Below are 21,494 nucleotides of genomic sequence, written 5' to 3' on the forward strand. Positions count from 1 at the left end.
CAACCTACGGGACCGTCACCGCGACCGCAATGGGTGACCTGCGGTAACCCCCGGTCACAGCCCGGTCAGCGCGAACGTGGTGACGACCGCCGCGTGATCGGAGGGCCAGTCGTTGTCCGCGACGTCCGGCCAGGGCCGCGGGCTGCCGGTGACGAGGGTCCGCGCGTCCCGTACGGTCAGGCCCCGGTGCAGGACGTAGTCGATCCGGTCCTGCGGTTCGGGCCGTCCGCTGCCGTCCTCGTGCACCGGGTGGATCGGCGACCAGGTGTGGCCGGGCTCGGTCGCCGGGTCCGGGTGGGCGTCGCGGTAGGAGTCGGCGAAGCCCGCGTCCTCGGCGGCCCTGGTCACCGGCCAGGCCACGTCCGGCCAGTCCAGGTGCGAGGGGCAGTTGAAGTCGCCGACCAGGACGACCGGGACGCCGTCGGCCGAGGACCCGGCGATACGCGCCAGCGCGTCCCGCATCTGGGCCAGCCGCAGTTCCTCGTGGGCGATCAGCTCCTGCGCCGGCAACCCGTCGAAGGCGGCCTCGTAGGGGCCGTACGGCGTGTAGTGCAGATGGGCGGTCCACACGTCCACCTCGCGGCCGGGCGCCACGGCGATCCGGACGCCCGCGGCGCCGTAGAAGCCCACGTCCGGGTCGCCGAAGCGGGCGGTGATGGGGTGGCGGCTGAGGACGCCGAGGTTCTCGCCGGCCCGGTGGTGGTGCCAGCCGAGCGCCTCGGCCAGCTCCTGGGCCGCGGTGCCGCCGGTCTCCTGGAGCCCGACGACGTCGGCGCCGCTCTCCAGGATGACCTTGAGCTGCTTGGCGCGGTGGTCGTCGACCTCGCTGCCGCCCAGCCACAGGTTCCAGCTCATGACCCGCAGCTCGGGCGTCACCATGCGCCGCAGCTCCTCGACCGTGACCCCGGTGAGGCTGTCCCGCACGGTCCGGCCGGGCGCGAGGCCGATCGGCGCGAGGGAGGGTACGGCGAGGACGGCGCAGCCGGCGGCCTCGGCGGAGGCCACGCCGGTCTCGGTGTCCTCGACGGCCACACAGGCGGCGGGGTCGACGCCGAGGGCCCGGCAGGCGGCCCTGTAGGGGTCGGGGGCCGGCTTGGTGCGGGCGGTGTCGTCGGCGGTGACGGAGGCCGCGAACCGGTCGGCGCCGAGGGCGTCGAGGACGACGTCGGCGACCGCGCGCGGGGACGCGGTGACCAGGGCGGCCGGGACGCCGGCGGCGGCCAGCGCGTCCAGCAGGTCCAGCGCGCCGGGCCGGGGCACGATCCCGGTGCGGACGCGGGCGGCGAACTCGCGGTGCAGCTCGGCCGCGATGCCGGCCTCCGGCCGGCCCGTCGCCGTACCGAGCCAGGCGGCGGTGTGCTCGACCGGGCGGCCGAGCACATCGGGCTGGTCGGCCTCGGTCAGCGGGCGACCGGCGACCTGCTCGACCGCCTCCCACCACAGCCGCTCGGTGTCGACGAGCGTGCCGTCCATGTCGAACAGAACGGCCTGCAGCGGGTGTTGAGGGGTGTGGGGGGTCACGTTCGGGGGATTCCTCACTTCTGGATACGTTCGGCCACGAGCACCGGTCGCTCGGGCAGCGACACGCCGACGGCGGTTCCGGCGCCGAGTCCGGTGGCCTCGTGGGCGGGCAGGTCGGCCTTGACCTCGGTGCCGTCGGCGAGCCGTACGGTGACCCGGACCACCGCGCCGAGGAAGGCGGTGGCGAGGATCCGGGCTGTGCCCTGCTCGTCGGCGCCCACCCGGACGGCCTCCGGCCGCACCAGCACGTCCACCGGGCCGGCCGGGACCTCGCCGTCGGCCGGCAGCCGCTGCCCGAGCACCTCGACGGTGCCGTCCTTCAGCTCGCCCGGGATCCGGCTCATGGTGCCGACGAACTCGGCGACGAAGGCCGTGGCGGGGCGGCCGTACAACTCGGCCGGTTCGGCGCACTGTTCGAGGCGGCCGGCGCGCATCACGGCGACCCGGTCGGCGACCGACAGGGCCTCCTCCTGATCATGCGTGACGAACAGGGTGGTGATGCCGAGTTCCTGCTGGAGGCGGCGGATCTCCTCGCGCAGGGTGAGCCGCACCTTGGCGTCCAGCGCGGACAGCGGCTCGTCGAGCAGCAGCACGCGCGGGCGCAGGGCCAGGGCGCGGGCCAGCGCGATGCGCTGCTGCTGGCCGCCGGAGAGCTGGTGCGGATAGCGCTCGCCCTTGTCGGCGAGGCCGACCAGCTCCAGCAACTCGTTTGCGCGGGCGCGCCGTTCGGTCGTCCGGACGCCGCGCATGCGCAGGCCGAAGGCGACGTTGTCGACGGCGTTCAGATGCGGGAAGAGGCTGTACGACTGGAAGACCATGCCGGCGTCGCGGCGGTGGGCCGGGACGTGCGTGATGTCCTCGCCGTCCACCAGGACGGCACCGGAGTCGGGGTGCTCGAACCCGGCGAGCATGCGCAGCGCGGTGGTCTTGCCGCAGCCGGACGGGCCTAGCAGGGCCAGGAACTCCCCCGGGCGGACGGTCAGATCGAGCCCGTCGAGGGCGACGGTGGCCCCGAACTCCCGGCGCAGCGACCGGAATTCGACGGTGGCCGCCTTTTCTGCGACGGCCTTCTCAAGCGTGGTGGCGGTCATGGTGTGTGTCATCCCCGGGAGTCGGCGGTTCGGTTGCGCCCGCCGCCGGCACCGGCGAGCGCGAGGAGCAGGGCCCAGGTGACGAGCAGGCTGAGCACGGACACGGCGACGGACATCTGGGCCTGCTCGCCGCCGACGTTGTAGATCCACACGGCGAAGGGCGCGTATCCCAGCAGATGGGAGACCGTGAACTCGCCGAGGACCAAGGCCAGCGTGAGGAAGGACGCGTTCAGCAGGGCCCCGCGCAGATTGGGCAGCACGGCCCGGACCAGGGCCTTGGGCCAGGAGGCGCCGCAGCTGCGGGCCGCCTCGACGAGGGTCCGTACGTCCATGGCGCGCAGGCCGGCGTCCAGGGCCCGGTAGACGAACGGCAGGGCCATCACGACGTAGGCGAGGACCAGCACGACGGGGAACCGGTCGTTCTGGATCACCACGAACGTCTCGAACAGCGGGGTACGGGACAAATGCTCCGGCCCCCACTTGAGGACGGTGGCGATGCCGGCGACGAACGCGATGGGCGGCACCACCAGCGGCAGCGAGCACACCACCTCCACCACCGGCCGCAGCCGGGGCGAGCCGAGCCGGAGCGCGACCACGGCGGGCACCATCAGCAGCAGGACCACCGCGATGGTGGCGACGGCCAGTTCCAGCGAGAGCAACAGGCTGGAGAGGAAGCCGTCGGCGGAGAGGATCCTGGTGTAGGCGTCGAAGGTGAGGCCCCGGCCGGGCACGTCGACCGTGAAGATCACGGAGGCGGCGAGCGGCACCAGGAAGTACAGGGCGGCGAGGCCGAGGACGAACCACCGCCACGGGGTCAGGCGTCGAGCCATCGGGCACTCCGTCGCTGAAGGGGCAGGTACACGGCCATCACCAGGCCCGCCACCAGCACCATGTCGAGGCTGAGGGCGAGGGCGACGTTCTCCTGGCCGACCAGCACGTTGCCGGACAGGGCGTCGGCGATCTGCAGGGTGACCAGCGGGACCGCGCTGCCGACCATGGCGGCGGCGGTGGCGTAGGCGGCGAAGGCGCTGCCGAACAGCAGCACGAGACCGCCGAGCAGCGAGGGCGCGAGCACGGGCAGGGCGACGTGCCGCCAGTACTGCACACCGGTGGCGCCGTTGTTCAGCGCGGCCTCCCGCCACTGCGCGCGCAGGCCGTCCAGCGCCGGGGTGATGGTGAGGACCATGAGCGGGATGAGGAAGTACAGGTAGACGAGGACCAGACCCCAGAAGCTGTAGAGGTCCCAGCCGGCGCCCTTCAGGCCCAGGTGCACCGTGAGCACGCCCGCGTTGCCGAGGGTGGCGACGAAGGCGAAGGCCAGCGGGACGCCGCCGAAGTTGGCGAGCACGCCGGAGGCGGTCAGCACGGCCTCGCGCAGCCGGCGCGAGCGGGAGCCGACCACGGCCTGGGCGAGCGGCAGCCCGAGCAGGGCGCCGAGCGCGGCGGAGATCGCGGACAGCTTGACGCTGCCGAGCAGGGCGGTGAGGTACGGGCCCTGCAGCGAGGCCGTCATGTTGGCGCCGGTGTAGGTGGTGGCGCCCGTGGTGGCGTCGTCGGCCGAGAAGGCGCCGTTGACGATGGCCAGCGCTGGCAGGCCGAAGGCGACGGCCGTGAACACCAGCAGCGGCAGGACGGCGAGCCAGCCGGGGGCGCGGCGCCGCCGCTTCTGCGAAGCGACGGGCGCCACGTCCGCGCGCGGGAGAGCGGCGGTCATCCGGAGACGGCCTTACCCCAGCCCTGGGCGATGACCGTCTTGGCCTTGCTCTGCTGGGTCTCGGACGGGAAGGACGGCGTACCGGTGACCTTCGGGAGCCTGGCGGCGGCCGTCTTGTCGAGGGTGCCGGCCTTGTCCATGGCGGTCATCAGGGCCGGGCGGGCGTAGCCCCCCAGCCACAGGTTCTGACCCTCGGCGCTGTAGAGGTACTCCTGCCACAGGCGGGCGGCCGCAGGGTGCGGGGCGTCCTTGTTGATGCCCTGGCAGTAGTACTGGGCGTACTGGCCGTCGCTCGGGATGACGACCTTCCAGTCGAGGCCCTTGGACTTGAACTCGTCGGCGTAGCCGGCGTTCAGGTAGTCCCAGTCGATGGAGATGGGCGTCTCGCCCTTCTCGACGGTGGCCGGGGTGGACTCGACGGGCGTGTAGTTGCCGTTCTTCTTCAGCTTGGCGAAGAAGTCCAGGCCGGGCTGGATGTCGTCGAAGGAGCCGCCGTTCGCGAGCGCCGCCGCGTAGACGCCGCCGAAGGCCGAGCCGGACTTGGTGGGGTTGCCGTTGAGGGCGACCTGGCCCTTGTACTCCGGCTTGAGCAGGTCCTTGAAGCTGGTCGGGCAGGTCTTCACGCGCTTGGCGTCGCAGCCGATGGAGACATAGCCGCCGTAGTCGTTGAACCAGCGGGCCTGCTGGTCCTTCTGGGCCTCGGGGATGTCGGCGTAGGAGGCGACCTTGTAGGGCGCGAGCAGGCCCTGCTGGGCGGCGCTCAGCGCGAACGAGGAGCCCAGGTCGAGGACGTCGGGGGCGCGGTCCTGGCCCTTGCGGGTGGTGACGGCGCTGATCTCCTCCTCGCTGGTGCCGTCGGGGCTCTCGTCCTGGATCTTGATGCCGTACTTCTTCTGGAATCCGTCGATGATCGCGCCGTAGTTGGCCCAGTCGCGGGGCACCGCGATGATGTGCAGCGTGCCCTCCTTCTTGGCCGCCTTGACGAGGGCGTCCATGCCGCCGAAGCCGGCGGCGGAGGTGGCGGTGGCGGCGTTCTTGCCGTCCTTGGTGGTGGTCGACGCCTTGTCGGGGGCGGCGCCGCAGGCGCTCAGCGCGAGCGCGGCGACGACGGCGATGCAGCCGCCGAGGACGGCGTTTCTCGGCAGGGACACGGTCACGGTCTCTCCAGGGGGCGCACGAGGGTTCGGAGAACTTGTCTGAACAAGTTGCGTCACAGTACGCCCGCCCGCGGCGTCCTGTCTGTAAACGGGAGCGAAACTTTGACCCCTGCTTGGCTGCACAATCCAGACCGTTTCAGATCACGCTCAGGTCTCGATTAGGCTGGTCACGCTGTGCACAGTGACCCGAGCAGAGGGGAAGCATGACCGCGCGACACGAGGAGATCGCCGACGAGCTGCGGCGCGCGATCGACCGCGAGGAGTACACGGTCGGCAGCCGGCTGCCCTCGGAGTCGGAGCTCGCCGCGGCATACGGCGTCTCCCGCGGCACGGTCCGCCAGGCCGTCGCGGCACTGACCTCCGAAGGGCTCATCGGCTCCCGCCAGGGTGCGCGGCGCGTCGTGCTCGCCAGCCGCCGCAGCCAGAGCTTCGAGGAACTGCGCAGCTTCGCCCAGTGGGCCCGCGCGATGGGCCGCGAGGCCACGGGCCGGGTGGTGTCCCAGGAGTACCGCCCGGCGACCCAGGAGGACGCCGTACGCCTCCAACTGCCCGTCGGCACACCGGTGTTGCACGTGCTCCGGGTGCGCGGCCTGGACGGTGAGCCGGTGCTGCTGGAGCGCACGGTGTACGCCGACTGGATCTCCCCCGCGGTCGAGCCGATCGAGCCGGACTGCCCGTCGGTCACCCAACGCCTCTACGACGACACGGGGTTGGTCTTCGCCTACGGCGAGCACATCATCGACGCCGTCGCGGCGGGCGCGCAGGACGCCGAGTTGCTGGGTGTCCGCCGCACGAGTCCGCTGCTGCGCGTCCGCCGGGTCACGACGACCCGCGAGGGGCGCCCGGTGGAGTGGTCGGACGACCGGTACCGCTCGGACGCGGTGAGCTTCAGCGTGCACAACTCGATCGGCAACAACGCGCTGGCGCGGAAGACCGCGGGGTAGGGCCCGGGGCGCATGGCCGTATGCCGACCGCGGGCCGCCTGTGGCTGGTCGCGCGACCCGGCACTACCCGCACCCGGCGAACGACAGGGCGCCCCGGACAGGAAGCCGCCCTACCCCGGCGCTCCGGAAGAAAAGCGCCGCAGCAACGGCGACAGCACCAGCACCGACTTGGTCCGCTCCACGAACGGCTCCCCGGCGATCCGCTCCAGCACCCGCTCGAAGTGCCGCATGTCGGAGGCGAAGACCTGGGCGATCGCGTCCGCGTCCCCGGTGACGGTGGACGCGGCCACGACCTCCTGATACCGCTCCAGTCCCCGCTGGATGGTGTCCGGCGAAGTGTTCCGCCGGCAGTAGATCTCGATGTAGCCCTCGGTCTCCCAGCCGAGCGCCGCCGGATCCACCCGCACGGTGAATCCGGTGATCGCTCCGGTGGCGCGCAGCCGGTCCACGCGCCGCTTCACGGCGGGCGCGGACAGGCCGACCATCTGCCCGATGTCCGCGTAGGAGCGGCGGGCGTCCTCGGCGAGGGCGTGCACGATGCGTTCGTCGAGATCGTTCAGCACAGGGGGTGGTTCACTTCTTCGGTCCGGTCACTTCTCTGCCGTCACCGCGAGGCCGTCACCGGTCGCGAGACGGGAACGGCGATAGCCGTATCCGAAGTAGAACACGAGCCCGACGGCCATCCAGACACCGAACACTATCCAGGTGACGGTGGACAGGCTGCCCATCATCCAGACACAGAAGGCGAAGCCCAGCGCGGGCAGCACCGGCGACAGCGGGACCCGGAAGGAGCGCCGCATGGTCGGGCGGGTCCGGCGCAGCACCACGACGGCCACGTTGACCAGAGCGAAGGCGAACAGCGTGCCGATGCTGGTGGCGTCCGCGAGCCGGCCCAGCGGGATCGCGGCGGCGAGGACGCCGCAGAACAGCGACACGATGACCGTGTTGGCACGCGGGGCGCCGGTCTTCGGGTGCACCTTGGCGAAGACCTTGGGCACCAGGCCGTCGCGGGACATGGCGAACAGGATGCGGGTCTGGCCGTAGAGCACGGTCAGGACGACGCTCGCGATGGCGATGACGGCGCAGAAGGCCAGCAGCGTGCCCCAGAAGCTCTGCCCGGTGACGTCCTTCATGATCTGGGCGAGCGTGGCCTCGGAGTCGTCGAAGCTCCGCCACGGCCTGGCGCCGACGGCGACGGCGGCGACCAGCACGTACAGGGCGGTCACGATGACCAGCGACAGCATGATCGCGCGGGGCAGGTCGCGCTGGGCGTCCCTGGCCTCCTCACCGGCGGTGGAGGCGGCGTCGAAGCCGATGTACGAGAAGAACAGCGTGGCGCCGGCGCCGCTGACGCCCGCCATGCCGAGCGGCATGAAGTGGGAGTAGTTGCCGGACTTGAAGCCCATGAAGCCGATCGCGCAGAACAGGATCAGCGCGGCGATCTTCACGCACACCATGACGGTGTTGGCCCGCGCGGACTCCTTGGCGCCGCCCAGCAGGAACACCATCGCGAGGATCACGACGATCAGGGCGGGCAGGTTGAAGACACCGCCGTCGACGCCGGGCGGGTTGGCCAGGGCGTCCGGGATGGTGACGCCGAGGGTGCCGCTCAGCAGCTCGTTCAGGTACTCGCCCCAGCCGACGGCCACGGCGGCGACCGAGACGCCGTACTCCAGCAGCAGACACCAGCCGCAGACCCAGGCGATCAGCTCGCCCATCGTCGCGTATGCGTACGAGTACGAGGAGCCGGAGACCGGGATGGTGCCCGCCAGCTCGGCGTAGGACAGGGCCGAGAACAGCGCGGTGAGACCGGCGATCACGAAGGAGAGGACGACGGCCGGGCCCGCCTTCGGGACGGCCTCGCCGAGGACGACGAAGATGCCGGTGCCGAGGGTGGCACCGATGCTGATCATGGTCAGCTGCCACAGGCCGAGGGACCGCCGAAGCGAGCCTCCCTCGCCCTGGCCGCCCTCCGCGACCAGGCGTTCCACGGGCTTGCGCCGCATGAGGCGCGCGGCGAGGCCCCGGGGTGCGGGGGCGTTCGCTGTGCGGTCGTGCGGGGGTGCGCCTTGGTCGAGCACGCGCTGGCTCCTTCATGCTGCCGGTCATTGCGTCCGGGGACCGGGGGGAGCCTGCGAGGGCAGGAACCCACCGAGCGGGGTCCCCGCCACGCCACGTACAGACGAGCACCCTATGAGCCAGGCCTTCACGGGCGTAATGCAGCAACCTTGCACGCATGCGCAAGATCATTGCGTTCCCGTCGTGGGGGCGCGGATTCGTTGCGCGGTGCCTGCCGCGCCCCCGAAGGGGCGCGGGGCTGCCCAGCGGAGCGCCTAGCTCCAGCTGGCGTGCAGCGGCTTGCCCTCGGCGTAGCCGGCGGCGCTCTGGATGCCCACGATGGCCTTCTCGGCGAACTCCTCCAGGGAGGCCGCACCGGCGTAGGTGCAGGAGGAGCGGACACCCGCGATGATCGAGTCGATCAGGTCCTCGACGCCCGGGCGGGCCGGGTCGAGGAACATGCGCGAGGTGGAGATGCCCTCCTCGAACAGCGCCTTGCGGGCGCGGTCGTACGCCGACTCCTCCGACGTGCGGTTGCGCACCGCGCGGGCGGAGGCCATGCCGAACGACTCCTTGTAGGCGCGGCCGCTCGCGTCGTGCTGGAGGTCGCCCGGGGACTCGTAGGTGCCGGCGAACCAGGAGCCGATCATCACGTTGGACGCGCCGGCCGCGAGGGCCATGGCCACGTCGCGCGGGTGGCGGACGCCGCCGTCGGCCCACACGTGCTTGCCGTACTTCTTCGCCTCGGCGGCGCACTCCAGCACCGCCGAGAACTGCGGCCGGCCCACGCCGGTCATCATGCGGGTGGTGCACATGGCGCCGGGGCCCACACCGACCTTGATGATGTCCGCGCCGGCGTCGATCAGGTCCTTCACGCCCTCGGCGGAGACGATGTTGCCCGCGACGATCGGCACCTGCGGGTCGAGGGCGCGCACCAGCTTGATGGCGCTGATCATCGACTCCTGGTGGCCGTGCGCGGTGTCGATGACGAGCGTGTCCACGCCCGCGTCGAGCAGCTGCTTGGCCTTGCCCGCGACGTCGCCGTTGATGCCGACCGCGGCGGCGATGCGCAGATTGCCGTTCGCGTCGACGGCCGGGGTGTACAGCGTGGCGCGCAGGGCGCCCTTGCGGGTCAGGATGCCGGCGAGCCTGCCGTCCTTGTCGACGGCCGGGGCGTAGCGCCGGTTGTGCGCGTCGAGGGTGTTGAAGGCCTCGCGCGGGTCGATGTCGGCGTCCAGCAGGAGCAGGTCCTTGGACATGACCACTTCGAGCTGGGTGAAGCGGTCGACGCCGGTCAGGTCCGCGTCGGTGACGACGCCGACGGGCCGCTCGTCCTCGTCCACGACCACACCGGCGTTGTGCGCCCGCTTGGGCAGCAGCGCCAGGGCGTCGGCGACGGTCTGGTGCGGGGCCAGCACGATCGGCGTGTCGAGCACCAGGTGGCGGCTCTTCACCCAAGAGATGACGTCGGTGACAACGTCGATCGGGATGTCCTGCGGGATGACCACCAGACCGCCGCGGCGGGCCATCGTCTCGGCCATGCGGCGGCCGGCGATGGCGGTCATGTTGGCCACGACGAGCGGGATGGTGGTGCCCGTGCCGTCCGGCGCGGCGAGGTCCACGCCCTGACGCGAACCGACCGCGGAGCGGCTCGGCACCATGAACACGTCGTCGTACGTCAGGTCGTACGCGGGCTGGATGTCATTGAGGAAACGCACGTGCTGCACATCCCAGTCGATCAGAGGTGACCCCCCGACAGGTGTGCCGGGGGGAAAAGAGCACGTACTTCATTGTCCCATGTCGGGATGGCTGTCCCGCCCTCACGGAACATCCAGGGTGAGCGCCGATCACCTAGGAGGATCCTCCGAGAGCCAGCGCGACGGACAGGGCGGGCGTGTGGTCCGCGGCCTGGGCGAACACCTCCTGGGCGATCCGCCACTCGTCGGGCCGGGCCTCGGCGTACGGCCGCCAGCCGCGGACGACGATCAGCAGTCCGCGCTCGACAGCCCCCTCGGGCCACACGGTGTGGTCGCTGAGGGAGTCGGCCAGCGCGTCCCAGTTGCGGCCGAACCAGTCGGGCAGCGCCAGGGCCCGGGCGGTGCGGTCCATCAGTCCGGCCTTGTCGGTGACGCCGTGCAGGTCCAGGGTGACCACGAGCCGCCCTGTCAGGTCGGTCGGGTCTTCGCTCATCTCAGCACCGCCCGGAACGAGTTGTAGTGATCATCGGTGTAGTAGATCTCCCCGCCCCGACCCGTGACGATGCGCCGGGCCCCGCGATCGTGGGAGCCGGGCGTCGGGACCGTGTACTCGTGGTAGTAGCCGCGCGGGTGCTTTGGCAGACGCCCCTCGAAGTTCCCGAACACGACGCCGTCCCTGGCGTACGGGAAGGGCCCGCCCCTGTCGATCAGGGCCAGCGTCCTGCGGGCCTCGGCCGGCAGCCGGGACTCCCTGACCGTGCCCATTCCGTGCGCCCACGCCGGGACGGAAGCACTCGTGCCGGACGCCCGCCCAACCGTGCCCGCCCCGGTGCCGGAACCCGGACCCGAACCGGACGAGCACCCCGCGAGCAGGACGGCGAGGACGAGGGCCAACAGCCCCGCGAGCGCGCGGGCGGGCGTCGGGGCCCGCCCATGGGCCGAGGCCCGGGACCGTCCGGGGGTGCGAGGTGGCGTCAGGGGCCGTCTGGTCGTGTAGGCGAGCCGGGGCGACATGCCGACGATGCTGCCACGGCCGCTCCGCTCCTCCGCCGCCGCGACCCGCCGCAGCGCTCCATGACGCTCGTGTCGGGCGGTGAGCCGCCGGTGCTCACTCGCCCTCCGCACGACACGCGGGCGCTGCGGCGGTCGGTGAGGCGCCGACGGTCACCGCCCACGTGCCCCACGGGAGCCGAACCCCGGCGCACCCCTGGCGGCCGGCCCCCGCGAACCCCGCGGCGAGGACCGACCACTGTGTCCCCGCCGCGGAGTCCCTCAGTGCCCGTCGGGGTCCGCGCGGCTGAGCGTCGGCTTCGGGGTGGGCCCGGCCGTCATCAGGTAGTCGGCCGCGGAGGTGTCCGTGACCAGGCTGGTGACCAGCCCGGACCGCAGCACCGCGTCGATCGCGGAGGCCTTGCGCTGACCGCCGGCGATCGCCACGACCTCCGGGATACGGCGCAGCTGGTCGGCCTTGACCGTGATGCACCGCTCCCCCAGGTCCCGCCCGATCCGGCGCCCCTCGGCGTCGAAGAGGTGCGCGGCCATCTCGGCGGCGACACCGAGCGAGGCGTAGTGCGCCCGCTCCTCGTCGCTGAGCATGTCGTGCACCGTCGAGATGCCCGGCTCCCAGGAGCCGATGGAGACGCAGGCGACCGTGACCTTGTCGAAGTACTCGAAGGCCCGGGCGATCCCGGTCTGGTTGCGCAGCGCGGCCGCGGTGGCCGCGTCCGGCAGCAGCATCGGCGCGTAGATGGGGTGGGCGTCGCCGCCCGACACCTGGGCGGCGCGGCGCACGGCCTCGACCGAGCCGCGCTCCGAGGTCCCGGCGTCGTACACGCCCGTCAGCTGCACCACCGTGCACGGCGGCAGCCGGTCGAGCGCCGCCGCCATGTGGATCGTGGACCGGCCCCAGGCCAGCCCGAGCACGTCCCCCTCGTTGACGAGCTCGCCGAGCAGGTCGGCGGCCACTTCCCCAAGGTTCTCGGGGTCGGGGGTCTCCTCGGCCTCGGCCGGGGACTCGACCACGACGGCGTGCCTCAGGCCGTACCGGGCGCGGAGCGCGTCGGAGCGCTCGGCGTCCAGCTCGGCCGGGACACGGATCTCGATGCGCACGAGATCCCGTTCGAGGGCGGTCTCCAGGACCCGGGCCACCTTGAAGCGGCTGACGCCGAACTCCTCCGCGATCTGGATCTTGGACTTGCCCTCGAGGTAGAAGCGGCGGGCCATGGCCGCCGCCTGCACCAGCTCAGCGGGTCCCATCCGCATGGCTGACCGGCCCGCCGACATACCCGACACGGCGATCTCCTCACTGCTGTTCACACTCTGGATTCGCCGTTCATCCTTGCAGATTCGGCGCTACGGATCCGCCCTGATAAGGGCCGTTGACTTAACCGTTCACGTACCTGTGGCTCAGTGGTCGCATGCCCAGGAGGCCTTGGCGGTTGCCGCCTCGGCCTGCGCCCGCAGGCCCCGGACCGCCTCCGCCGGGTCCTTCGCCCCGTACACGGCCGAGCCTGCCACGAACACGTCCGCTCCCGCCTCCGCGCACCGCTCGATCGTCGAGGCCGAGACACCGCCGTCCACCTGGAGCCACAGCTGCAGGCCGTGCTTGCCGATCAGCTCACGGGTACGGCGGATCTTCGGCAGCATGATGTCGAGGAACGCCTGCCCACCGAAGCCGGGCTCAACCGTCATGATCAGCAGCATGTCGAGTTCCGGGAGAAGGTCCTCGAACGGCTCGATCGGCGTCGCCGGCTTGAGCGCCATGGAGGCACGGGCGCCCTTGGCCCGGATCTCCCGGGCGAGCCGCACGGGGGCGGCGGCCGCCTCCACGTGGAAGGTGACCGAGGAGGCGCCCGCCTCGACGTACTGGGGCGCCCACCGGTCGGGGTCCTCGATCATCAGGTGGCAGTCCAGCGGGGTGTCCGTCGCACGCGCCAGGGACTCCACGACCGGCACGCCGAGCGTGAGGTTCGGGACGAAGTGGTTGTCCATGACGTCGACATGGAGCCAGTCGGCGCCTTGGACCGCCTTGGTCTCCTCCGCGAGGCGGGCGAAGTCGGCGGACAGGATGCTGGGGTTGATCTGCACGGCCATGCCCCAAGCCTGCCATGCCGCTGCGCTGGGCTGTAACGGCGGTCTGTTGCGGTTGCGCTTCGTCTGCGGGCCGGTGGGGTTGCTCGCGCCCCGCGGCCGAGCCGCATATCGATACAGCCCCGCGCCCCTTTCAGGGGCGCCGGCCCCCGCGGCGTTCAGCCGGTTCTGCGGATCAGGGCCAGGTACATCGCGTCCGTGCCGTGTAGATGGGGCCAGAGCTGTACGTCCGGGCCCTCGCCCAGCGCCGGGACCCCCGGCAGTAGCGGACGGGCGTCGAGCAGTTCGGTGTCGGGGTGCTGCTTGAGGACGTCGGCGACGACCGCGCGGGTCTCGGCCAGGTGCGGCGAGCAGGTGGCGTACCCGACGACGCCGCCGACCCGCACCGAGTCGAGCGCCGTGCGCAGCAGGGCGCGCTGGAGGGGCGCGAAGTTGTCCAGGTCCTCGGGGCGCCGGCGCCAGCGGGCCTCGGGACGCCGGCGCAGCGCGCCGAGCCCGGTGCACGGCACATCCATGAGCACGCGGTCGAAGGTGCCGGGCCGCCACGGCGGCCTGGTGCCGTCGGCGGCGATCACCTGGTACGGCCCCGGGTTGCCGGCCAGCGCCTTGGCGACGAGGCCCGCGCGGTGCGGCTGCTTCTCGGAGGCGAGCAGCGTGGCCCCGCGCTCGGCGGCGAGGGCGGCCAGCAGGGCGGCCTTCCCGCCGGGCCCGGCGCACCCGTCGAGCCACTTGGTGTCGGGGCCCTCCAGGGGCGCGCCCGCGAGCGCGAGGGCGACCAGCTGGCTGCCCTCGTCCTGCACCCCGGCCCGCCCCTCGCGCACGGCCTGTACCGCGCCCGGCTCACCGCCCTCGGCGAGCCGCACGGCGTACGGCGACCAGCGCCCCGGTACGGCGGCCTCCTCGCCGAGCAGCTCCTCGGCGGTGGCCCGGCCCGGCCGCGCGACCAGGGTGACCTCGGGCCGTTCGTTGTCGGCCGCCAGCAGGTCCTCGATGCCGGCGCGCCCGCCGCCGAGGGAGTCCCACAGCGCGGAGACGACCCAGCGCGGATGGGAGTGCACGACGGCGAGGTGCTCCTCGGGGTCCTCGTCGTACGGCGGCGCGACCTTCGCCAGCCACCCGTCGAGGTCGTCCTGGGCCACCTTCCGCAGCACCGCGTTGACGAACTTGGCGCGCCCGTCGCCGAGCACCACCCGCGCCAGCTCCACGGAGGCGGACACGGCGGCGTGCGTCGGGATCCGCGTCCCGAGCAGCTGGTGCGCACCGAGGCTGAGCACGTCGAGCACCGGCGGGTCGACCTCGCGCAGCGGCCGGTCGACGCAGGCGGCGATCACCGCGTCGTACGTCCCCTGCCGGCGCAGCGTGCCGTAGACCAGCTCGGTGGCGAGGGCGGCGTCCCGCGCGTCGAAGTCGCCCTTCTCCCGTGCCTTGCGCAGCAGCGGAGGCAGCACGAGGTTGGCGTACGCGTCCCGCTCGTCGACCGCGCGCAGCGCCTCGAAGGCCAGGATGCGGACGGGGTCCTTCTGAGGACGACGGTAGGGCTTGGCGGGCTTACGAGGCCGCCGGGACTGCTCGCTCACGAAAAAGGTGCTCCGGATGTGAAGAAAGGGCTGCGGTGTCCAGCCTACGTCGGCGCACCGCCGCCCCCGCCGCCCGGGGCTCAGCCGCCGAGCGTCTCGCCCTCGGCGATGCGCACGCCGCGCGCCCAGTCGGCCGCCCGCATCGGCTTCTTGCCCTGGGCCTGCACCCAGAGCAGCTCGACGGCGTAGGAACCGGTGCCCACGTGCACGCTGTTCTTGCCGACGGCCATCCGCCCCGGCGCGAGATCGGTGCGCTCGGGCACGGGGGTGACCTGGATGAGCTTGAGCCGCTCGCCGCGGAAGGTGGTCCAGGCGCCGGGCGCCGGGGTGCAGCCGCGCACGACCCGGTCGACGCGCAGCGCGGGCGTGGCCCAGTCGACCTTGGCGTCCTCGACGGTGATCTTCGGCGCGAGGGTGACGCCCTCGGCCGGCTGCGGGACGGCCTTCAGGGTGCCGTCCTCGATCCCGTCCATGGTGGCCGCGAGCAGCCCCGCACCGGCGAAGGCGAGCCGGGTGAGCAGGTCGCCGCTGGTGTCGGTGGGCCGGATCTCCTCGGTCACGGTGCCGTAGAGAGGGCCGGAGTCGAGCCCCTCCTCGATGAGGAAGGTCGACGCCCCGGTGATCTCGTCGCCAGCCATGATGGCGTGCTGCACGGGAGCGGCTCCGCGCCAGGCGGGCAGCAGCGAGAAGTGCAGGTTGACCCAGCCGTGGGCGGGGACGTCGAGGGCCACGCGGGGCAGCAGGGCGCCGTAGGCGACGACGGGGCAGCAGTCCGGCGCGATCTCCTTCAGCCGCTCCAGGAACTCCGGGTCGCGCGGCCTGACCGGCTTCAGCACCTCGATCCCGGCCTCCTCCGCCCGCTCGGCCACGGGCGACGCGACCAGCCTGCGCCCACGCCCGGCCGGCGCGTCGGGCCGCGTGACGACGGCGGCCACCTCGTGCCGCCCGGAGGCGATCAGAGCGTCCAGAGCGGGAACGGCGACCTCTGGGGTACCGGCGAAGACGAGCTTCATGGGCGGGATCGGGCCTCTCGGGCGGGGGTTGACCGGGCAGCGCACCAGTCTATGACCAAGGAACGGATGACACCCCATACGCACGAACGGACGCGCGGCCGCCGACGGCGAGCGACCCCCACAGGGTTGTCCAGCCTCGCCACACACGGCGCGCACCGGGACGACCGGCGTACGCATATGCCCGTACGCCCCCAGCCCGTGACCAGCGGAGCGCACACGCGTTGGTCAAGAAAGAGTTGACCACATAGGGCCGCTTTCGCGGCCCGATTACTTTCAACGCCGGTTCGAGAGGCTTGTTCATGGCCGACCACGCAACCCACGACGCCCAGGCCCGGGCCAGCCTGCACTTGCTGGTGCGGGACATCGAGCGAGTCCGCCGGCAGGTGGACGCCCTGCGCACGCTCACCGCCCAGCTGGGCAACGTCTACCGCCCGCGCCGCTCCGGCCCCTCCACGGGCTTCGTCGTCTACGGACGCGCCCCCGCCCCGACGGTGCGCCTCGCCCAGGAACTCCGGGACAGTGTCGAAACCCTGGTCACGGCCGCGGTGGACTTCGACCGCTCACTCGGCTTCTCGTGGGACGCGGTGGGCTCGGCGCTGGGCGTCACCAAGCAGGCGGTGCACCGCCGTTACGGCGCCCGCCGCGCCACGGCCCAGGCGGCCGCCGAGGCCGAGCGCACCGCGGAGCCGTCCGGCACCCGCACGCTCAATGTGAACACCGGCCTGCCCGCGGTCCCGACGGTCCCCGCGGCCCGCTCGATGCCCACGCAGCCGACCGCGGGCAGCCCGGCCCTGCGCGACCGCGACGAGGCCCGCCCGACGGCCTTCCCCGGCCCGCGCAACGGCTGAGCAGCCGCCGAACAGCGGCCGAGCAGCGGCTGACACTTCCGCCCTGCCCTCCCGGAAGGACCCGGGAGGGCAGACACGCGCTCGCCCGGACAACCGGCGCGAACGCACCACCACCAAACAGCCGGAACACCACCGTCACCCGATGTCCGGCGGATCGATCCGCACCCGCACCGCCTCCCCGCTCCCCCGCGCCATACGAGCGGCCTGCGCGGTCTTCAGCGCGGCAGCCAGCGCCGCCCCGCTCCCCGGCGGCACCCGCACCAGCGCCCGGTCCCAGTGCTCGCCCGGCGGCGGCTCTCCGGATCTACGAGGCCGGCCGGGCGGCGGCGCAGACATCGGCACCGGCCCCAACACCTCCGCGTCCGGCGGCAGTTCGACCGAGGCCAGGAACTCGGCGACCGCCGCGGGCGCCCCGGACACCGCCGCCATCCGCGACACCGGCGGAAAGCCCAGCTCGGCCCGCTCGGCCAGTTCCCGCACCGCGTGCCCGACGGGGTCCCAGCGCACCAGCGCCTGCACCGGCCGCAGGGTCGGTTCGGCCACCACGACCACCGTGCCCCCCTCGCTCTGCGGCCGGACCAGCGCGCCCGCCCCGATCCACCGGCGCAGCGCGTCCTCGCCGGCCCGCAAGTCGGGTCGTACGAGCATGGCCCAGCCGTCCAGGAGCAGGGCGGCCGCGTAGCCGCCCTCGGCGACCGGTTCGGCCCCCGGTGTGCTCACGACCAGCGCGGGCGTGCCCGGCACCGTGTCCAGCACATGCTCCCGCCCCGAGGTGCGCACCGGGACGGCGGGGAAGGCGCGCCCCAGCTCCTCGGCCGTCCGCCGCGCCCCGACGACCTGGGCCCGCAGCCGGAAGCCGCCGCACTCCGGGCAGTGCCACGCGCTCTCCTCGCGCCCGCACCAGCCGCACCGCAGAGCCCCCGCGTCCTGCCCCTGGAGCGGCCCGGAGCAGTGCCGGCACCGGGCGGGCGCCCGGCACCGGTCGCAGGCCATGCGGGGCGCGTAGCCGCGCCGCGGCACCTGAACGAGCACCGGTCCGTGCCGCAGCCCCTCGCGGGCCGCCTGCCAGGCGAGCGTGGGCAGCCGGGCGGCGCGGGCGGCCTCGTCGCGCGCGAGGTCGTCGTCCCCGACCGTGCGGACCAGGGGGGCGGCGCGCCGCACCTGCTCCCGCCCGGCGACCAGCGGCCGGGCCCAGCCGCTCTCGACGAGCTGGGCGGCCTCCACCGTGCAGCTCCAACTCCCCAGCAGAAACGCGCACTTGTCCAGCGCGGCCCGCAGCAACAGCACATCCCGGGCGTGCGGCTGCGGGGCATGCTGCTCGCTGTGGCTGTCGTCGCCGTCGTCCCAGACGGCGACGAGCCCCAGGTCCTGCACGGGCGCGAACATGGCGGCCCGGGTCCCGACCACGGCCCGCACGGCTCCCCGACGCACGGCGAGCCACTGCGCGTACCGCTTCTCGGGTCCCGCGTCGGCCGTGAGCAGCACATGCCGGCCGGTGCCCAGCAGCGCGGTGAGCGCGGCGTCGACCCGCGCGGCGGCCCGCCCGTCCGGTACGACGACGAGGGCGCCGCGTCCGGAGGCGAGCGTGGCGGCGACGGCGCGCGCCAGTTCCTCGCTCCACAGCGGGCCCGGCAGCGCGTTCCAGACGGCCCTGGGCGACCCGCCGGAGGCCAGGGCGTGGAGGAATGCGTCCCCGTGCTCGTACCGGCCCCAGGAGGCCGTCTCCGGGGCCTTCGGCGGGGCCAGGGGCGCGGGCGAGGGCCGCTGCTCGGCCCGGGCGCTGCGCGGCGGCACGGCCAGCTGGAGCACGTCGGCGAGGCTTCCGGCGTACCGGTCGGCCACGGCCCGCGCGAGCCCCAGCAGCTCCTCGCTCAGCACCGGCTCCGGCGACACGACCTGGGCCAGCGCGGCCAGCGGACCGGAATAGTCGGACTCGGCCCGCCGCTCGACGAGGAACCCGTCGATGAGCCCGCCGCCCTCCCGGCGCCCTTCCCGCACCCGGCCCCGCCCGGCCCCGAACCGCACCCGGACCCGCACGCCCGGCTGGGCATCGGCGTCCAGCTCGGCGGGCACGGCGTAGTCGAAGTACCGGTCGAGGTGCAGCACGCCCTTGTCGACCAGCACCCGGGCGACGGGCAGCTGCGGGGCGAGCGCGGCGCCCCGCCAGGTCCGCGGCTTGGCCCGTGGCACCTTGGCCTTGCGCACGCTCTCCCGGATGAGCGCGAGCTGCTCCGGCGGCGCCCCTTCGGCCCCGCCGTCCCCGTCTGCCCGGGGCGCCCCGTTCTCGCTGCTCACGCTTGCATTCTTACCAAACGGCACCGACAACCGACGTCCGCCCGAGATCCGGATCGGCAGCGGCACGGATTCGGCTTCACCGCACGCCCCGAGGGGCGCACTCCACGAAGTAACCGCGGCCTTCGCACCGGGCGGCGTCGACGGCGTCAGCGTAGGTACCGCCCGGTCGGCCCCGCCAGTCAATTCGCCACCGGCGGCGCGACGGGGACCTAGGCTCACGGCCATGACCGAGCCGACGCCGAGCCCGCTGGAACGCCTACGACAACGCCTGGCGGCCCGTGGGGAAGTGCGCTCCGGCACAGTGGTCGGTTTCGACGGGGACGACGTGGTCGTACGGCTGGACGACGACCCGGACGTCGCCTCCGCTCGCGTCCCCGGGTACGAGCTGTCCTGGCGTCGGGTGGAACACCCGTCGGAGATCTGCGGGACGGGGCAGCGGATCACGGGCGAGGTGATGGGGGCGGACGGGCAGGGCCGGGTCCTGCTGTCCACGAAGGCCTGCGAGGACGAGCCGCTGCGGCACTTCCTGCTCGGCATCGAGCGCGGCAGCGTGGTCACGGGGACGGTGACCTCGGTGCACGCCTTCGGTGTCTTCGTCCGGATCGACGGCGAGTCCCCGCACCCGGTCCACGACGGAACCGGCTTCGTCCGCATCCCGGAGCTGTCGTGGTCGCGTTTCGGCCATCCGGCGGAGGTGGTGCGGCCGGGGCAGCGGGTCACCGGCGAAGTGCTGGTCGCGGACACCCGGCAGGGCCAGGTCTCGCTCTCCCTCAAGGCCCTCCAGGAGGACCCCTGGGACCGTCTCGGCGCGGGTGTGGGAGACGCCGTGCCGGGTGTGGTGACCAAGCTCGTGCCCTTCGGCGCCTTCGTCCGCATCGCCCAGGACGTGGAGGGCCTGGTGCACGCCGACGACCTGGGCGGACGGGCCGTCGAGGAGGGGCAGGAGTTCCGGGTCAGGATCGTGGAGATCGACCGTCCGCGGCGCCGGATCCGGCTGGCACCGGCCGACTGACCCCCGACACGCCGAAGCCCGGCCCCCGAGAAGGGGAACCGGGCCTCGGTGAGAAGGGTGCTCGGGACTTACAGGCCCACGGCGGCGCGCAGGGCGTCCACGCGGTCCGTGCGCTCCCAGGTGAAGTCGGGCAGCTCGCGGCCGAAGTGGCCGTAGGCCGCGGTCTGGGAGTAGATCGGGCGGAGCAGGTCGAGGTCGCGGATGATCGCGGCCGGGCGCAGGTCGAAGACCTCGTCGATCGCCTTCTCGATCTTCTCGGCGTCGACCTTGGCGGTGCCGAAGGTCTCCACGAACAGGCCCACCGGCTCGGCCTTGCCGATCGCGTAGGCGACCTGGACCTCGCAGCGGGAGGCCAGGCCCGCCGCCACCACGTTCTTGGCGACCCAGCGCATCGCGTACGCGGCCGAGCGGTCCACCTTGGACGGGTCCTTGCCGGAGAACGCGCCGCCGCCGTGGCGGGCCATGCCGCCGTAGGTATCGATGATGATCTTGCGGCCGGTCAGACCGGCGTCGCCCATCGGGCCGCCGATCTCGAAACGGCCGGTCGGGTTGACCAGCAGGCGGTAGCCGTCGGTGTCCAGCTTGATGCCCTCGTCCAGGAGCGCCTTCAGCTCCGGCTCCACGACGAACTCGCGGATGTCGGGCGCCAGCAGCGACTCCAGGTCGATGTCGGAGGCGTGCTGCGAGGAGACGACGACCGTGTCGAGACGGACCGCCTTGTCGCCGTCGTACTCGATGGTGACCTGCGTCTTGCCGTCGGGGCGCAGGTAGGGGATCGTGCCGTTCTTGCGGACCTCGGACAGGCGCTTGGACAGGCGGTGCGCCAGGAAGATCGGCAGCGGCATCAGGGTCGGCGTCTCGTCGGACGCGTAGCCGAACATCAGGCCCTGGTCGCCCGCGCCCTGCTTGTCCAGCTCGTCGTCGTCGCCCTCGACCCGGCTCTCGTACGCCGTGTCCACGCCCTGCGCGATGTCCGGGGACTGCGCGCCGATGGACACCGACACACCGCAGGAGGCGCCGTCGAAGCCCTTCTTGGAGGAGTCGTAGCCGATGTCGAGGATCTTGTTGCGGACCAGGGTCGCGATGTCCGCGTAGGCCTTGGTCGTCACCTCGCCGGCCACATGCACCAGGCCGGTGGTGATCAGCGTCTCGACGGCGACCCGGGAGGTCGGGTCCTCCCGCAGAAGCGCGTCGAGAATGGTGTCGCTGATCTGGTCAGCGATCTTGTCGGGGTGACCCTCGGTCACGGACTCCGAGGTGAACAGGCGACGGGACACAACGCTCCCTGTGGTTGCAGCGGCTGCTGGCTGATCATTTGCGGCGACGCGCGGGGCTGCGCCCGGCGTCGACCGTGAACAGTTTATCGGTCGCACTCGGCCGATGGGCCACCCGTCTCGCCTCTCGGGAGCGCTGTGACCAGCGGCACGGGCATTCTGCACAATGCCGGGCGGCCTTGGCCAGGGTCGCCACACCAGAT

General features: G+C 72.9%; 19 protein-coding genes. 3 read left to right on the plus strand and 16 right to left on the minus strand.

The features are described 5' to 3' along the window. Positions 1-54: 54 nt before the first annotated feature. Genes ACIBJF_RS00390 through ACIBJF_RS00410 form a run of 5 tightly spaced genes read right to left on the minus strand, consistent with a single transcriptional unit; the run spans position 55 to position 5,483 of the window. Positions 55-1,521, minus strand: coding sequence for an HAD-IA family hydrolase (locus tag ACIBJF_RS00390; protein ID WP_399171429.1), 1,467 nt, complete (start codon positions 1,519-1,521; stop codon positions 55-57). Positions 1,522-1,535: 14 nt separating this feature from the next. Further along, positions 1,536-2,612: an ABC transporter ATP-binding protein gene (locus ACIBJF_RS00395; protein ID WP_399171430.1), complete on the minus strand. Its 1,077-nt coding sequence runs from the start codon at positions 2,610-2,612 to the stop codon at positions 1,536-1,538. Positions 2,613-2,620: 8 nt separating this feature from the next. Continuing rightward, complete coding sequence (locus tag ACIBJF_RS00400) at positions 2,621-3,442, minus strand: ABC transporter permease (RefSeq protein ID WP_399171431.1); 822 nt, start codon at positions 3,440-3,442, stop codon at positions 2,621-2,623. Beyond that, entirely contained in the window at positions 3,427-4,326 is a 900-nt protein-coding gene (locus ACIBJF_RS00405) for an ABC transporter permease (RefSeq protein WP_399171432.1), read from the minus strand. Before ACIBJF_RS00405 ends, ACIBJF_RS00400 begins: the two co-directional genes overlap by 16 nt. Then, positions 4,323-5,483, minus strand: a complete 1,161-nt coding sequence (locus ACIBJF_RS00410; RefSeq protein ID WP_399171433.1) for an ABC transporter substrate-binding protein — start codon at positions 5,481-5,483, stop codon at positions 4,323-4,325. The genes ACIBJF_RS00405 and ACIBJF_RS00410 overlap by 4 nt, the downstream gene beginning before the upstream one ends. Positions 5,484-5,686: 203 nt before the next feature. On the opposite strand from ACIBJF_RS00410, the gene ACIBJF_RS00415 reads away from it, so the two are divergent. Next, on the plus strand, positions 5,687-6,427 hold the full coding sequence (locus tag ACIBJF_RS00415; RefSeq protein WP_399171434.1) for a GntR family transcriptional regulator: 741 nt from the start codon (positions 5,687-5,689) through the stop codon (positions 6,425-6,427). Between the two features lie 110 nt (positions 6,428-6,537). Here ACIBJF_RS00415 and ACIBJF_RS00420 read toward each other — a convergent pair whose 3' ends face one another. The 9 genes from ACIBJF_RS00420 to fmt all read right to left on the minus strand — a co-directional run bounded on the left by ACIBJF_RS00420 (position 6,538) and on the right by fmt (position 15,862). Then, a complete protein-coding gene (locus ACIBJF_RS00420) occupies positions 6,538-6,990 on the minus strand; it encodes an Lrp/AsnC family transcriptional regulator (protein WP_031174468.1) in 453 nt (150 codons plus the stop codon). 27 nt (positions 6,991-7,017) lie between these two features. After that, positions 7,018-8,508 carry an amino acid permease gene (locus tag ACIBJF_RS00425; RefSeq protein WP_399171435.1) on the minus strand — a complete coding sequence of 497 codons (1,491 nt, stop codon included), beginning with the start codon at positions 8,506-8,508 and terminating at the stop codon, positions 7,018-7,020. 252 nt (positions 8,509-8,760) lie between these two features. Continuing rightward, positions 8,761-10,203, minus strand: coding sequence for a GuaB1 family IMP dehydrogenase-related protein (locus tag ACIBJF_RS00430; protein ID WP_399171437.1), 1,443 nt, complete (start codon positions 10,201-10,203; stop codon positions 8,761-8,763). Positions 10,204-10,336: 133 nt separating this feature from the next. Next, a complete protein-coding gene (locus ACIBJF_RS00435; RefSeq protein WP_399171438.1) occupies positions 10,337-10,675 on the minus strand; it encodes a barstar family protein in 339 nt (112 codons plus the stop codon). After that, entirely contained in the window at positions 10,672-11,196 is a 525-nt protein-coding gene (locus tag ACIBJF_RS00440) for a ribonuclease domain-containing protein (protein ID WP_399171440.1), read from the minus strand. The genes ACIBJF_RS00435 and ACIBJF_RS00440 overlap by 4 nt, the downstream gene beginning before the upstream one ends. 258 nt (positions 11,197-11,454) lie before the next feature. Next, positions 11,455-12,498: a sugar-binding transcriptional regulator gene (locus tag ACIBJF_RS00445; protein ID WP_174266495.1), complete on the minus strand. Its 1,044-nt coding sequence runs from the start codon at positions 12,496-12,498 to the stop codon at positions 11,455-11,457. A 90-nt stretch (positions 12,499-12,588) separates the two neighbouring features. After that, positions 12,589-13,275, minus strand: coding sequence for a ribulose-phosphate 3-epimerase (gene rpe, locus ACIBJF_RS00450; RefSeq protein WP_399171441.1), 687 nt, complete (start codon positions 13,273-13,275; stop codon positions 12,589-12,591). 155 nt (positions 13,276-13,430) lie between these two features. Continuing rightward, complete coding sequence (locus ACIBJF_RS00455; protein ID WP_399171442.1) at positions 13,431-14,849, minus strand: RsmB/NOP family class I SAM-dependent RNA methyltransferase; 1,419 nt, start codon at positions 14,847-14,849, stop codon at positions 13,431-13,433. An 80-nt stretch (positions 14,850-14,929) separates the two neighbouring features. Further along, positions 14,930-15,862, minus strand: coding sequence for a methionyl-tRNA formyltransferase (gene fmt / locus ACIBJF_RS00460; RefSeq protein ID WP_399171443.1), 933 nt, complete (start codon positions 15,860-15,862; stop codon positions 14,930-14,932). A 299-nt stretch (positions 15,863-16,161) separates the two neighbouring features. Between fmt and ACIBJF_RS00465 the strand changes: the two genes are divergently transcribed. Then, complete coding sequence (locus ACIBJF_RS00465) at positions 16,162-16,710, plus strand: hypothetical protein (protein WP_399171444.1); 549 nt, start codon at positions 16,162-16,164, stop codon at positions 16,708-16,710. 135 nt (positions 16,711-16,845) lie between these two features. Here the strand turns inward: ACIBJF_RS00465 and ACIBJF_RS00470 are convergent, their stop codons facing one another. Beyond that, the gene (locus ACIBJF_RS00470; protein ID WP_399171445.1) at positions 16,846-19,005 is read right to left on the minus strand and encodes a primosomal protein N'; all 2,160 of its coding nucleotides are present in this window, start codon (positions 19,003-19,005) and stop codon (positions 16,846-16,848) included. Positions 19,006-19,228: 223 nt separating this feature from the next. Here ACIBJF_RS00470 and ACIBJF_RS00475 point away from each other — a divergent pair, with 223 nt between their 5' ends. Beyond that, positions 19,229-20,017, plus strand: a complete 789-nt coding sequence (locus tag ACIBJF_RS00475) for a S1 RNA-binding domain-containing protein (RefSeq protein WP_399171446.1) — start codon at positions 19,229-19,231, stop codon at positions 20,015-20,017. Positions 20,018-20,085: 68 nt separating this feature from the next. Here the strand turns inward: ACIBJF_RS00475 and metK are convergent, their stop codons facing one another. Then, a complete protein-coding gene (metK, locus tag ACIBJF_RS00480; RefSeq protein ID WP_399171447.1) occupies positions 20,086-21,294 on the minus strand; it encodes a methionine adenosyltransferase in 1,209 nt (402 codons plus the stop codon). Positions 21,295-21,494: the final 200 nt, after the last annotated feature.

Origin of the sequence: Streptomyces sp. NPDC050743 (assembly GCF_044456925.1) — a bacterium.
Classification (GTDB): Bacteria; Actinomycetota; Actinomycetes; order Streptomycetales; family Streptomycetaceae; genus Streptomyces.

Coding starts and splice junctions, on each gene's coding strand:
- ACIBJF_RS00435 (WP_399171438.1), bottom strand. CDS start 10,675: ATGAGCGAAGACCCGACCGACCTGACAGGGCGGCTCGTGGTCACCCTG.
- ACIBJF_RS00400 (WP_399171431.1), bottom strand. CDS start 3,442: ATGGCTCGACGCCTGACCCCGTGGCGGTGGTTCGTCCTCGGCCTCGCC.
- ACIBJF_RS00465 (WP_399171444.1), top strand. CDS start 16,162: ATGGCCGACCACGCAACCCACGACGCCCAGGCCCGGGCCAGCCTGCAC.
- ACIBJF_RS00415 (WP_399171434.1), top strand. CDS start 5,687: ATGACCGCGCGACACGAGGAGATCGCCGACGAGCTGCGGCGCGCGATC.
- ACIBJF_RS00405 (WP_399171432.1), bottom strand. CDS start 4,326: ATGACCGCCGCTCTCCCGCGCGCGGACGTGGCGCCCGTCGCTTCGCAG.
- fmt (WP_399171443.1), bottom strand. CDS start 15,862: ATGAAGCTCGTCTTCGCCGGTACCCCAGAGGTCGCCGTTCCCGCTCTG.
- ACIBJF_RS00395 (WP_399171430.1), bottom strand. CDS start 2,612: ATGACCGCCACCACGCTTGAGAAGGCCGTCGCAGAAAAGGCGGCCACC.
- rpe (WP_399171441.1), bottom strand. CDS start 13,275: ATGGCCGTGCAGATCAACCCCAGCATCCTGTCCGCCGACTTCGCCCGC.
- ACIBJF_RS00440 (WP_399171440.1), bottom strand. CDS start 11,196: ATGTCGCCCCGGCTCGCCTACACGACCAGACGGCCCCTGACGCCACCT.
- ACIBJF_RS00475 (WP_399171446.1), top strand. CDS start 19,229: ATGACCGAGCCGACGCCGAGCCCGCTGGAACGCCTACGACAACGCCTG.